Origin of the sequence: Photorhabdus kayaii (assembly GCF_025384895.1) — a bacterium.
GTDB classification, from domain to species: Bacteria; Pseudomonadota; Gammaproteobacteria; order Enterobacterales; family Enterobacteriaceae; genus Photorhabdus; species Photorhabdus kayaii.
The window spans coordinates 21,933-34,024 of sequence record NZ_JAJAFZ010000054.1; the positions used below are offsets into that span (position 1 = coordinate 21,933).

Sequence of the window (12,092 nt, forward strand, 5' to 3'; positions counted from 1 at the left end):
GAGGAAACATGCAAATTCTACTCAATCATTTGGCCAGCCGCTTAGGCCAGAAGCCTTTTGTTTCCGATAGACAAGGGCATTACCATTTGCACATTGATAACTACAACCTGTTTTTTCGCCAACAGGGAACTGAACTTGTGTTATCCAGCCCGCTAAGCTGGCGCCATAACCCAAAAGATCCGTCAGGCGCTGAATTACTGAAAACACTATTGCAACAAGTTACGCGCTGGGGACGTCATGCTCCCCATGCACTGACCTTAGATGAATCAGAGAATCTTATTCTGGAAGCACGCCTTGACCTTGATAGTTTGGATATTCAAATACTGGAACAGATGCTAACTCTGCATGTCGATCTACTGGAACAAGTCATGGCTTTATTGTCGGAAACCCAATCCGCCCCTCAATGGAAACAGGCAATATGGCAACCATGAAACCATTCCAAAAGCTATGCCGTTCCCTACTGTTGTCGTTGAGTATCAGCGGTGTGGTGCTCCCTTCTGCTTATAGCCAAGATCTGGATTGGTTTCCTGCGCCTTATAACTATCTGGCAAAAGGAGAAAGCTTGCGGGATGTACTAGTTAATTTCGGTGCCAACTATGAAGCATCAGTGGTTGTCAGCGACAAGGTGACCGATCAAGTTAACGGCCATTTTGAGCAGGACACTCCTCAGGAATTCCTGCAACATTTATCCTCACTCTATAATCTGGTCTGGTACTACGACGGGAGTGTGCTTTATGTATTCAAAAACAGTGAAATACAATCGCGCCTGCTTAAACTTGAACGAACCAATGCAACGGAGTTACAGCAAGCCCTAAAACGTTCCGGTATTTGGGAGCCACGCTTTGGCTGGCGTCCTGATCCAGGCAACCAACTGGTTTACGTATCAGGCCCTCCTCGTTATCTTGAACTGGTTGATCAGACTACATCCGCACTGGAACAGCAGTCATTGCTGCGTAGCGAAAAAACAGGCGCCTTGACAGTGGAAATTTTCCCGCTCAAATACGCCTCAGTGGTTGATCGCAAGATCCAGTATCGTGATACCAGTATTGAGGCGCCGGGCATAGCCACCATTCTCTCCCGCCTGCTCAGTGATACCAATGTGACCGCTGTTACTGGTGAAGCATCTTCTTCTATGGGAGAAAGCTACTCAAGCCGTGCGGTCGTACAAGCAGAACCCTCCCTAAATGCCATCATTGTACGGGATAACCCGGAAAGGATGTCCATGTACGCCCATTTGATCAACGCACTGGATAAACCCTCCGCCCGGATTGAAGTTGCCCTTTCCATCGTAGACATCGATGCAAACAACCTTTCAGAACTGGGAGTTGACTGGCAAGTCGGAATCAACACCGGGCCTCGCCATATCATTGATATCACAACTTCTGCCAGGGAAAAGAGAGAGAGCAAAGAAAAAGGTGAAAACTTCGGTTCAGCCGCATTAGGTAGCCTGGTCGATCGCCGTGGCCTGGATTACCTGCTCGCCAAAATAACCTTGCTAGAGAGTAAAGGAAGCGCTCAAGTGATTTCCCGCCCAACGCTTTTAACGCAGGAGAATACACAAGCAGTCATTGACAACAATGAAACCTACTACGTGAAAGTTAATGGCGAACGGGTTGCCGAGCTTAAAAGCCTTACCTATGGCACTATGCTACGCATGATCCCCAGAGTCATCCAAGTAGGCGATTCTCCTGAAATCAGCTTAGACCTGCATATTGAGGATGGTAACCAGAAACCTAATAGCTCAGGGCAGGATGGCATCCCGACTATCAGCCGAACCGTTGTCGATACCGTTGCCAGAGTTGGACATGGGCAAAGTCTGCTGATTGGTGGCATCTACCGCGACGAAATGAGTCAAATAACACGCAAAGTGCCATTTTTAGGCGATATCCCCTACCTGGGGGTCTTGTTTCGCAATACCAGTGAGCAAGTTCGGCGATCAGTACGGCTATTCATTATTGAGCCACGTCTGATTGATAGTGGGATAGCCCATTATCTGGCTCTTGGTAACGGACAAGATCTACGCCCTGGATTACTGGCAACACAGGATATCTCTAATCAGAGCTTATCGTTGGGTAAAGTTCTAGGGAGTGCACAGTGCCAACCATTATCCTCGGCTCGTCAAATACAAGAAACGCTCCGGCAAGCAGGTAAAAGCTCGTTTTTAGACTCATGCCGAATGGGTAACACTTACGGATGGCGAGTCATTGAACAGCAATGTTCACTGAAAGAAACTTGGTGTGTTCGTGTACAAAATAAGGCGAATAGATGAGTTGGAAAATTCGCTTTTATCGCGGACTGAATAAAAGTATTGAGGTCAATTTAGCTAAGGGGCGTTTAACCATCGGCTCAGACCCCCTACAGGCAGATATCGTTCTGGTGGATGAAGATGTTGCTCCTGTGCACCTGATCTTAGAAGTCGAACCAGACTCAATTCGCCTGTTGGAATGGGCCGGGGAAGTCGCACCAAGTCAGAATGGCGAACCGCTGTCACCGGGTGCGACATTGCAAGCGCTGGCCCGTCAGGAGGCTGGCCCGTTATTGTGGGCTTTTTGTGACCAACAACATACATTCCCAAACCAACTGGCTGAACCAGCGGTCACACCACAGCGTCCTGCCCGGCAAAATCGCAGCCGGGTAGCTGGTGGAATGTTGATACTTTGTCTGGTACTGGCACTTGGTTTCCTGGCGCTGCTTGGACATGAAGGATGGCAAAGAAGCAACATGTCCAACGGTATGGCCGAGCAAGAACTACGCCGTTTTCTCAGTAGTGATTCAGCCTATCGCCAGGTGAGCGTACAAATGATGCCCAATCACGGGCCGCCGGTGCTCAAAGGTTATGTGGCTCTCAACCACCAACGGCTGGCCCTGCAACAGTATCTCGATACCCACACTCTCAGTTATCGGCTGGAGTTACGTACTATGGAAGAGTTACGTCAGGGGGTAGATTTCATTTTACAAAAATTAGGCTATGCCCAGATCCAAAGTAGCGATGGTAAACAACCCGGTTGGGTCCGCCTTATAGGCGAAGTCACTGATACCAGCCAGCAATGGAACGATATCGAGTCACTACTCAAACGGGATGTTCCGGGTTTGCTTGGCATAGAAGACCAGACACGGTTCATCGGTAACCACCTCAAGCGACTGGATATGTTATTGGCTAAACATGATTTACCTGACACGCTGACCTACAAGGATAAAAATGATCGTATCGAGTTCATAGGTCAACTGGATGAACACCAAACGCATAACTTCTACCGCTTACAACAGGTATTTAAGCAAGAGTTCGGCAACCAGCCGGCACTGGTATTACTGAATAATAAGCAGCTCACCCGCAATGATGAGCTCAATTTCGACGTCCGAGCCGTTTCTCTCGGGCGTGTGCCCTATGTGGTACTTAAAAACAACCTGCGTTACCCAGTTGGAGCAACCACAGAAAACGGTTTAATAATCGAGGCCATCCGTCAAGATGCGATTGTTATTACCAAGGGTAAGCAACAATTTATCGTCAAACTTAACAGGAGCCCAGCTTCATGATGACATCCCTGGAAGCACGACTGTTTGGTGCTGATCCCACTTATGTCAACGAAATACAACATCGCCTTTCTCAGGCGCTGAACGATATCAAACAATGCCTGAGACGTGGCGGTTCGGTACAAGAATACCAACAATGGCAACTGGAGGCTGATGCCATTCAAGCTGCAATCACAATACTTAACACAACAGAAGGAGACCATCATGGCCCAAATTTTCACTTCCGCAGAAACAGTCAATACCCTCGATAAGGTTGCTGCACAGTTGAGTGAACAAGCTAACAAAGCCAACTCAGACGTTAATGACGCAATCACCGAACTCAGCAAGGGCGCTGATAACCCTGCTTTGCTAGCTGATTTACAACACAAGATTAACAAATGGTCGGTCATCTACAACATTAACTCTACTGTCACCCGGTCCATGAAAGACCTGATGCAGGGAATATTACAGAAGATCTAATCATGACACGTTCACTCAAAGGGCTACTGGCAGATATTGCTCTGGTTGGAAGCGGCCATCACTGCCATAACGAAGCCAATATTATTGCCGACTGGCTGATGTCAAGCGAGGAAGGGCAAGAAGCAGCAAACCTGATTCGGCTCTCTTCTTTGACGAACCAAGGCAAATATCAACAGGCGCTGGATTTTGGCCGGGACCTTCCCTGGCCTAGTTTGGAACCTTGGTTAGCGTTGTGTGAGTGGCGTCTGGGGCTGGCATCAGCTCTGGAGCAGAGACTGACGCGTATGGCTGGCAGTGGCGATCCTCAATTACTCTCCTTCGTTGACGGCATGCGGGAACAGCTAGCACATGGATAAGATTGAAGGACCATCCCATAACACCGTGTCGCAACCAAAGGTACAACCTTCGGTCAGCGCCAGGCACCAGCACAGCTTTGAGCAAGCACTGGAAACCATGCCGGATCAGCAAATGCTGAAAGAGCGCCAACAACGCTGGCTTCAGGGAGAACCGCTAGAAAACGTTTTAGGCGATTTTGATCCAGCGACACAGCGCAGAGTGACATGGCAGTGGTATCAGGCTTTATCGCCTGATAAACAGCCCTCCCAACGTGCTCAGTTAGAGGACAAGCTGGTTGCCCCGGCACAAGAGCAGCTATGGTCGCAGTTTGGTGGCTTAACATTGCCCATTAATCCACCGCTGGATATGCCAGAACTTAGAAAGATTGTTCGTGAATTCGCCCCCACGGGTCGACAACAGGAGACGGTTTTCCTCAAGGTACTTGGCAAGATTGAGACTATTCCTGGCAATGAGTACCTGAGTGACCTTATCCGACAAGAGTTAAAAACTCTGATCCCCCGTAACGGTATGGTGGATAACCTAATACGAAACTCACACAAACCCGATTTGGAAGAATAACGGATCAGCCACAACACAGTGAAACAAGGATAGACAACCTAAATAAACTCAACCTACCTCAAATTTGGAGGAATAATGGATCTACCACAGATAAGCGAGACACTGATCACCAGCCTGGATGAACTTAACACACATCAGGCCAGTGCCGAAAATATTGCGAGTTTTGAACACGCTATGTCCAATCAAGATCAGGGGATTGAAAACAATCTGATCAATGAATTGGGTCAGCTCAGACAGCAACTTACTCAGGCAAAACAAGATTTGGAAACACAGCTAGCAGTCCCTAGTAGTGATCCTAACAGCCTGATGCAAATGCAGTGGTCTCTAATGCGGATCACCCTGCAAGAAGAGCTGATTGCCAAAACGGTAGGACGGCTCAATCAAAACATTGAAACCCTAATGAAAGCCCAGTGAGGAGCTGTGAAGAAACACTATATAATCTGCGTTATGCTCGCTGTCCTGATGCTAACTGGCTGTAAAATCGAACTCTACACCGGAGTTAGCCAAAAAGAAGGCAACGAAATGTTAGCCTTGCTCAGGGAAGCGGGCATTTCCTCTGATAAGCAGCCAGACAAAGATGGCAATATCAAGCTGTTAGTCGAAGAGTCTGATATCGCCCAAGCTGTTGAGGTGCTCAAGCGTAAAGGATATCCACGGGAAAACTTTTCCTCGTTACAAGATGTCTTCCCTAAAGACGGCCTTATCTCTTCACCAATAGAGGAGCGAGCACGGCTTAATTTCGCCAAAGCACAGGAGATTGCTCGAACACTTTCTGAGATCGATGGTGTGCTGGTAGCACGGGTACATGTTGTTTTACCCGAAGAGCAAGACAGACTAGGTAAAAAACTATCGCCAGCCTCTTCCTCAGTGTTTATCAAGCACGCAGCGGACGTGCAACTCGACACTTACATTCCTCAGATCAAGCAACTGGTTAATAACAGCATTGAAGGGTTGAGTTATGATCGGATCAGTGTCGTATTAGTGCCCGCAGCGGGCGTGCGTCAGGTACCGCTGGCACCACGCTACTCCACGCTGTTCTCTATCCAAGTGACTGAAGAGTCACAGGGACGTCTGATTGGGCTGTTGGTACTATTGTTGGCCTTGTTATTTGTCAGTAATCTGGCGCAATTCCTGTGGCACCGAAGCAGGATGCAATAAATGGTAACCGCATTAACGCCTTATCAATTTCGGTTTTGCCCTGCCAGCTATATTCATTCTGACCATCTATTACCGGAATGGCTTGCAGTCTTATCTTCCCTACCTGAGTGGCGAAACTCTCCCAGGCTAAATGGGCTACTGCTGACCCAATTTGATCTAAATGTGGATTATGAATTACCAACTGGATTGGGAAATATCGCCCTGTTAGAGCAATCGTGCTTAGAACAACTTCTTACTTGGCTAGGAGCTTTACTTCATGGGCAAGCTATCCGCCATTGTCTGATGGCGACAGAACTTCGCCACTTACATGACTCACTAGGAAAAGAGGGACATCGCTTCTGCTTAAAGTATCTCGACATCATTATCGGCAACTGGCCGACTGGCTGGCAGCGCTCATTACCACCAGAAATCAATGCAAACTATTTTCGTACCAGTGCCTTACAGTTCTGGCTAACGGCGATGGAGTCTCCTCCTATTGATTTCGCTAATCGCCTGAGCCTGCGGCTTCCCTCTTATGAAAACCTCGCGGCCTGGCCTGTCAGCCAGGCAGAACGACCGTTGGCACAAGCATTGTGTCTCAAATTGGCTAAGCAAGTGAATACAGAATGTTACCATTTATTAAAATAACGACAGAGCATCTTCAACTGTCTCCTGAGCTCCAGATACTGCGTAAAGCGGACTATCAGACCTGCCTCAGTGCCAAATCTCTGCTTGAGGCTGCCCGGCTCCAGGCACAAGAAATTGAACGTGACGCGCAGGCAGTGTATGAGCAACAAAAAGAGTTAGGTTGGCAAGCAGGCATTGATGCTGCCCGCGCAGAACAAGCTAACCTAATTCATCAAACCCAGTTGCAATGCCAACAATATTACCGGCAGGTGGAGCAACAGATGAGCAATGTAGTATTGCAGGCTGTACGTAAAATCCTAAAGAATTATGACCAAGTTTCCCTCACCTTACAGGTAGTTCGTGAGGCCCTGTCATTAGTCAGTAACCAAAAACAGGTTATCCTGCGCGTTAATCCTGAACAGGCCGCAACAGTTCGCGAACAAATATCACGGGTACACAAAGATTTCCCTGAAATCGGCTACTTAGAGATCACTGCTGATGAGCGTCTCGATCAAGGGGGCTGTATTTTAGAAACAGAAGTCGGGATCATTGATGCCAGTTTGGATAGCCAATTAGAAGCACTGATGTCAGCCATCAATAACCAATGGCAAAGTTGACGACACCATCACGCCTCAAAGAGATAACCGGTTTTCGACGGAAAGTGAAAATTTCTTCTGCCGTTATTAATATTCTCTATTTCGACAAAACATTATGATTCACTTTACCTAATATCCAAGCGTATATCTCAAAAAAACCACTTAAGGAGTGACCATTGTCTCCCATTTCAGGTATTAATCACCAAAGAATATTTCCTACCCAACAGCTCGATACCACAGCCGTTAATCAACCACAGGGTGAACTGTCGGGTAAATCCTTGAAAGTCTCTTCACCCAGACCAGGGTTGTTAGAGCGCCTCTCAGCGGCGATTCAACGCAATCTACCGGGCCACTCTATGCTTGATCGCCAACTGACCACCGATGGCAAAAAGAATCAAGAGAGCCGCTTCTCGTTCAGCATGATAAAGGACCGAATTGTCCACTTTGCGGTGAGCACTAAACTAGGGAGCGTTCGGGATTCTGCGAGTAAGCATGGCGGCGAAGTCACCTTCAAGTTTGCCCAGACCAAAGGTGCCTTTCTGGACCAAATCATGAAACATCAAGACACCTCCGGCGGGGTTTGTGAATCCATATCAGCCCATTGGATAAGTGCCCATGCCAAAGGTGAAAGTGTCTTCGATCAGCTCTACGTAGGCGGCCAGAAAGGTCAATTCCATATCGACTCTCTGGTTTCCATTAAGCAATTACAGATGGATGGCCTGGACCCCTATGCCGAACAAAGTCAAATAACCGAATCCTAGCTTAGTGAGAACGGCGTCCAACCACGAAGCCAACTTGATACAAACGGCGAAACTGGCAGCAAAGGCACAAAAGATCTATTAAACGCTATCCTGGATACAGGTAATAAGGGATCAGGCTACAAGAAGATCAGTTTTGAAGGGCAGATGGCCGGGCACACCGTAGCCGCCTATGTCGATGACCAGAAAGGTGTTACCTTCTTCGATCCTAACTTCGGCGAGTTCAACTTCCCGGATAAAACCTCATTCTCCAACTGGTTCTCTCAAGATTTCTGGTCCAAATCCATGTACAACAAGGAAATTGGGCTGGGACAAAATTTCTACGTTTCCAACTTCGAGTCTAAAACACGATGACACACGACTATCACCAGCTTATAGAAGCGCTGTTTTCTAAACTCGGAGTGCCCGCATCCCCTACCGACGATGGTATCTACACTTTAGAAGTCGATGGACGTTTTCAGGTATTGATTGGTTGTTATCACGACAACTGGCTACAGTTGTTCTGCGAATTAGGGCCCGAAGTCAGTCATGCCAACAATCTTTTTGGGCAACATTGGCCGGCTCACGTCCAAAGTGATTTGGATGGACAAGCCATTTTGTGGTCACAACGCCCCTTGGCCGGAGTAGATGTAGCGGAACTACAAGCTTGGTTAGAGCGCTTTATTGATGATATTGAGCAGCGCCTGACACCTAACACAACCCAACAGCCTAAAAATCTGCCGCCTTCCTTGATGCGGGTTTGATCGCTAAATACAAACCACCACCGGAATATAAGTTCAATGGGAGCTTCAATATTTGCTCCCCTTTAAACTGCCAAGGCGAAATAATCAAACAAAGAGTTAAACAAAATACTGTTACCGCCATGCAAAAAAACCGCAATTAAGCGGTTTTTTACTGATTAACAACTTTAACTACTCAGGATATTACCTTCATCGCTATCGTAAAGTTGCTAATAGATTTAAGCAGTCAAGTTAAATTAAGATAATACGATAACATTTGCTGCGGATGGGCCTTTAGCACCACTCTCAACAGAGAATGAAACTTCCTGACCTTCTTCCAGTGTTTTGAAATTATTACTCTGAATTGCAGAATAATGAACAAAAACATCTTTACTTCCATCTTTTGGGGAAATAAAGCCAAAACCTTTATCGTTGTTAAACCATTTTACTGAACCAGTCATTGCATTAGACATAGAATTTTCCTTTAATTTTATTAAGTTGCCATAAGGCGTTATTAGGTCTGTTTTTCAGTTTTACTTATGGATACTAATTATAAGGAATTCGCAATGAAGTGGTATCGGGGATAACGCTAAATGGTGAACTGCTTTAACTTTCTTTTCATAAATAGGTCTGTACTTCCAAACCAGTGACGCTATTAAATCACATTGATTGGTCATTAGCAACTTTTAATTTCATTTATTTTTTCCTATGTGGTGTTTACCTTTTCCTAAAATTGCTGCTTTGCTCATATTGCATAGCTTTATCATAGCCATAACTAGCTAAATTATAAAAATACAATGCCGTATCTCTCGGTATTAACCAAATCATCCCTACACCTATAAGGCTAAAGTGAATCAAACCCATTAGAAGCCCCTCACACTTACCCATTTTCCCCCATTCGGCAACACTTTCTATACTCCCAATCACCGCCTTTCCCCCTATCAATAGCGAAACAAAACGTGCACACCTGTGCAAGATTTTGCACGCCGCTTATTTATTGCTCGTATAAACCTGAACACACTTTTCTCAACCCAATAAGTAGAATTAATTAAATTTCAGTTAATTATAAAATATTCTTATTTAAATCCTGTGGTTGGCATACCTATTGCTAAACTTAAAATAAGCGCTTATATCCATATATCATATATAGGGAATTAATATGAAAAATAAACTCATTAGCACACAACAAGTTATAGCACATTTTTATGACGGTATGACCATTATGGCTGGCGGTTTCATGGGCGTAGGCACACCACCTCACTTAATCACCGCATTGCTGAACTCCGGTGTCAAAGATCTGACCATCATTGCTAACGATACTGGCCGTCTCGACACCGGCATAGGCCCCCTTGTGGTTAATAACAGGGTGAAAAAAGTTATCACCTCACATATTGGCACTAACCCGGAAACCGGACGCAAAATGCTTGCTGGAGAAATAGAAGTAGAACTGGTTCCTTTGGGTACGTTGATCGAACGTATTCGCTGCGGCGGAGCCGGTCTGGGCGGATTCCTAACCCCAACCGGGGTAGGTACTGTTGTAGAAGAGGGAAAACAAAAAATCACCGTCAATGGAACAGACTATTTGTTGGAACTCCCGCTACGCGCTGATCTGGCACTAATTCAAGCTCATCTTGCCGATCATCATGGCAACCTCACCTACCAACTCAGTGCCCGAAATTTTAACCCAGTAATCGCCCTGGCAGCGGACATCACGCTTGCCGAACCCGATAGGCTGGTTGAAGTAGGTGAAATCGCACCGGACTGCGTGATAACACCTGGCGCATTGATCGACTACATCGTTTATCCAGGAGAAAATTAATAATGAATGCTCAACAAGTTATTGCCCACCGTGCTGTTCTCGAACTACAAGACGGCGATGTTGTTAATCTTGGCATCGGTATTCCCACGCAAGTCCCGAACTATCTGCCTGATCACATTCATATTACTCTCCAATCAGAAAACGGCATATTGGGCCTTGGACCTATTACAGAAGTAGATCCCAATCTGGTCAATGCTGGCGGAAACCCCTGTGGCATCTTGCCCGGCTCTGCCATATTTGACAGCGCCCTCTCTTTTGCCCTTATTCGAGGCGGTCACGTAAGTACCTGTATTCTGGGAGGTCTGCAAGTTGACCAGCATGCCAACCTAGCCAGTTGGATGATACCGGGGAAAATGGTCCTTGGTATGGGAGGAGCAATGGATCTTGTCACTGGCGCACGTAAAGTCATCATTGCAATGAAACATTGCACCAAAGACGGTTCAGCAAAAATCCTCAAGCAGTGTACTCTGCCACTTACCGCCATCAACAAAGTCAACATGATTGTCACTGAATTAGGCGTCTTCTGCTTTGAACAAGGCCAGTTAATTCTGAAAGAACATGCGCCAAATGTCACATTAGAGACTCTGCGGGAAAAAACCGAAGCAGAATTTAGTATCGCGCATGATCTCAAAATCATGCCTATTCCGATACAGAAGAAATAAGCCTAATTAGCAGTATCATTAGCTGATTTTATCAGTACTATCCTACCGTTCCACTAATCTAGACAGCTCAGATGTGAGGCAATGGCTGCTGGAATCTGCTCATTATTATCACTGCTCATAAACCCGATAACTCATCATCATTATCAATAATCACATCAAGAAATTTGAAGATATTGTAATTACTGTAATTAAAACAAATAGCCACTCAAATATTAATAAAATGAAGTAATAATCCTTCAAGAACTGTCTCTTTATTCTAGATAAAGCATAGAATAATTATAATAAATACTCATTGAATTATCATAAATTTGTATAGGTGTTTTTATAAGAAGGATCTTAGCATTCTTATTTAACGAAACAGTTAACATATAATTGTAGTCATATCAGCCAATTTAATCTAGGCGCATTCATGTAAGCACACAATTTTTATAGTTTTTTCAATTATAGAGCTAGAGATAAATTAATTTATTTTTCCATTAATACATCGCACTTAATCTTTAGACTATCTAGCTACAGTGATCATCACCTATTAAAAAGATGATTTTTATCACACCTTAAGATTTAAAAAATCAAATATAATCATTTTATTTTGGGTGATTCAAATCACACTATTTGTTAATTTTGGTTTTAAAGAAGAATAATATATGTAATATATTCCTACTTTTAGGGTTAACTAACATTATTATTTTTCAAAGAGAATATAAATGGATTACCAAAATATATTTCAATTAACTATGCAAGAAAAACAGGATCTCTTTTTAGCATTAAATAAAATTGATTACGATCCTACCGGTAGTGATTTATATATTCATCAGCATGCATATAAAAAAGATACTTTCGATTTCCTATGCGACTATACTTAAGAGCCT

The 12,092-nt window shown here is 45.1% G+C and carries 17 protein-coding genes and 1 pseudogene; 16 read left to right on the forward strand and 2 right to left on the reverse strand.

From position 1 onward, the window contains the following. Positions 1-8 precede the first annotated feature (8 nt). From LGZ98_RS17530 to LGZ98_RS17590, 13 genes and pseudogenes are all read left to right on the forward strand, one after another. On the forward strand, positions 9-431 hold the full coding sequence (locus tag LGZ98_RS17530) for a YscB family type III secretion system chaperone (protein ID WP_113040879.1): 423 nt from the start codon (positions 9-11) through the stop codon (positions 429-431). After that, positions 419-2,269, forward strand: coding sequence for a type III secretion system outer membrane ring subunit SctC (gene sctC, locus LGZ98_RS17535; protein WP_390904703.1), 1,851 nt, complete (start codon positions 419-421; stop codon positions 2,267-2,269). The genes LGZ98_RS17530 and sctC overlap by 13 nt, the downstream gene beginning before the upstream one ends. Continuing rightward, positions 2,266-3,534, forward strand: coding sequence for a type III secretion system inner membrane ring subunit SctD (gene sctD, locus LGZ98_RS17540; protein ID WP_271865589.1), 1,269 nt, complete (start codon positions 2,266-2,268; stop codon positions 3,532-3,534). The genes sctC and sctD overlap by 4 nt, the downstream gene beginning before the upstream one ends. Then, positions 3,531-3,782 (forward strand): EscE/YscE/SsaE family type III secretion system needle protein co-chaperone, encoded by a 252-nt coding sequence (locus tag LGZ98_RS17545; RefSeq protein ID WP_262978341.1) that lies wholly within the window; start codon positions 3,531-3,533, stop codon positions 3,780-3,782. The genes sctD and LGZ98_RS17545 overlap by 4 nt, the downstream gene beginning before the upstream one ends. Continuing rightward, the gene (sctF, locus tag LGZ98_RS17550) at positions 3,736-3,990 is read left to right on the forward strand and encodes a type III secretion system needle filament subunit SctF (RefSeq protein WP_262978342.1); all 255 of its coding nucleotides are present in this window, start codon (positions 3,736-3,738) and stop codon (positions 3,988-3,990) included. Before LGZ98_RS17545 ends, sctF begins: the two co-directional genes overlap by 47 nt. A 2-nt stretch (positions 3,991-3,992) precedes the next feature. Further along, complete coding sequence (locus LGZ98_RS17555; protein ID WP_262978343.1) at positions 3,993-4,346, forward strand: YscG family type III secretion system chaperone; 354 nt, start codon at positions 3,993-3,995, stop codon at positions 4,344-4,346. After that, complete coding sequence (locus LGZ98_RS17560) at positions 4,339-4,905, forward strand: YopR family T3SS polymerization control protein (protein ID WP_262978344.1); 567 nt, start codon at positions 4,339-4,341, stop codon at positions 4,903-4,905. Before LGZ98_RS17555 ends, LGZ98_RS17560 begins: the two co-directional genes overlap by 8 nt. Before the next feature lie 75 nt (positions 4,906-4,980). Beyond that, positions 4,981-5,319 carry a type III secretion system inner rod subunit SctI gene (gene sctI, locus LGZ98_RS17565; protein WP_113040873.1) on the forward strand — a complete coding sequence of 113 codons (339 nt, stop codon included), beginning with the start codon at positions 4,981-4,983 and terminating at the stop codon, positions 5,317-5,319. Positions 5,320-5,325: 6 nt separating this feature from the next. Further along, entirely contained in the window at positions 5,326-6,063 is a 738-nt protein-coding gene (gene sctJ, locus LGZ98_RS17570; protein WP_271859315.1) for a type III secretion system inner membrane ring lipoprotein SctJ, read from the forward strand. Further along, entirely contained in the window at positions 6,064-6,690 is a 627-nt protein-coding gene (locus LGZ98_RS17575; RefSeq protein ID WP_113040871.1) for a Yop proteins translocation protein K, read from the forward strand. Then, positions 6,669-7,286: an HrpE/YscL family type III secretion apparatus protein gene (locus LGZ98_RS17580; RefSeq protein WP_113040870.1), complete on the forward strand. Its 618-nt coding sequence runs from the start codon at positions 6,669-6,671 to the stop codon at positions 7,284-7,286. Before LGZ98_RS17575 ends, LGZ98_RS17580 begins: the two co-directional genes overlap by 22 nt. A 398-nt stretch (positions 7,287-7,684) precedes the next feature. After that, positions 7,685-8,377, forward strand: a pseudogene (locus tag LGZ98_RS17585) (YopT-type cysteine protease domain-containing protein). Then, positions 8,374-8,766, forward strand: coding sequence for a CesT family type III secretion system chaperone (locus tag LGZ98_RS17590; protein WP_113040869.1), 393 nt, complete (start codon positions 8,374-8,376; stop codon positions 8,764-8,766). The pseudogene LGZ98_RS17585 and the gene LGZ98_RS17590 overlap by 4 nt, the downstream one beginning before the upstream one ends. Before the next feature lie 233 nt (positions 8,767-8,999). Here the strand turns inward: LGZ98_RS17590 and cspE are convergent, their stop codons facing one another. Next, positions 9,000-9,215 (reverse strand): transcription antiterminator/RNA stability regulator CspE, encoded by a 216-nt coding sequence (cspE, locus tag LGZ98_RS17595; RefSeq protein WP_112879015.1) that lies wholly within the window; start codon positions 9,213-9,215, stop codon positions 9,000-9,002. A gap of 244 nt (positions 9,216-9,459) precedes the next feature. Next, positions 9,460-9,669, reverse strand: coding sequence for a hypothetical protein (locus LGZ98_RS17600; protein ID WP_262978345.1), 210 nt, complete (start codon positions 9,667-9,669; stop codon positions 9,460-9,462). 232 nt (positions 9,670-9,901) lie between these two features. Here LGZ98_RS17600 and atoD point away from each other — a divergent pair, with 232 nt between their 5' ends. The 3 genes from atoD to LGZ98_RS17615 all read left to right on the forward strand — a co-directional run bounded on the left by atoD (position 9,902) and on the right by LGZ98_RS17615 (position 12,086). Further along, positions 9,902-10,561: an acetate CoA-transferase subunit alpha gene (gene atoD / locus LGZ98_RS17605; RefSeq protein WP_262978346.1), complete on the forward strand. Its 660-nt coding sequence runs from the start codon at positions 9,902-9,904 to the stop codon at positions 10,559-10,561. A 2-nt stretch (positions 10,562-10,563) separates the two neighbouring features. Further along, positions 10,564-11,223 carry a CoA transferase subunit B gene (locus LGZ98_RS17610; protein ID WP_262978347.1) on the forward strand — a complete coding sequence of 220 codons (660 nt, stop codon included), beginning with the start codon at positions 10,564-10,566 and terminating at the stop codon, positions 11,221-11,223. Positions 11,224-11,927: 704 nt separating this feature from the next. Then, the gene (locus LGZ98_RS17615; RefSeq protein ID WP_228901024.1) at positions 11,928-12,086 is read left to right on the forward strand and encodes a hypothetical protein; all 159 of its coding nucleotides are present in this window, start codon (positions 11,928-11,930) and stop codon (positions 12,084-12,086) included. The last annotated feature ends 6 nt before the right edge of the window (positions 12,087-12,092 follow it).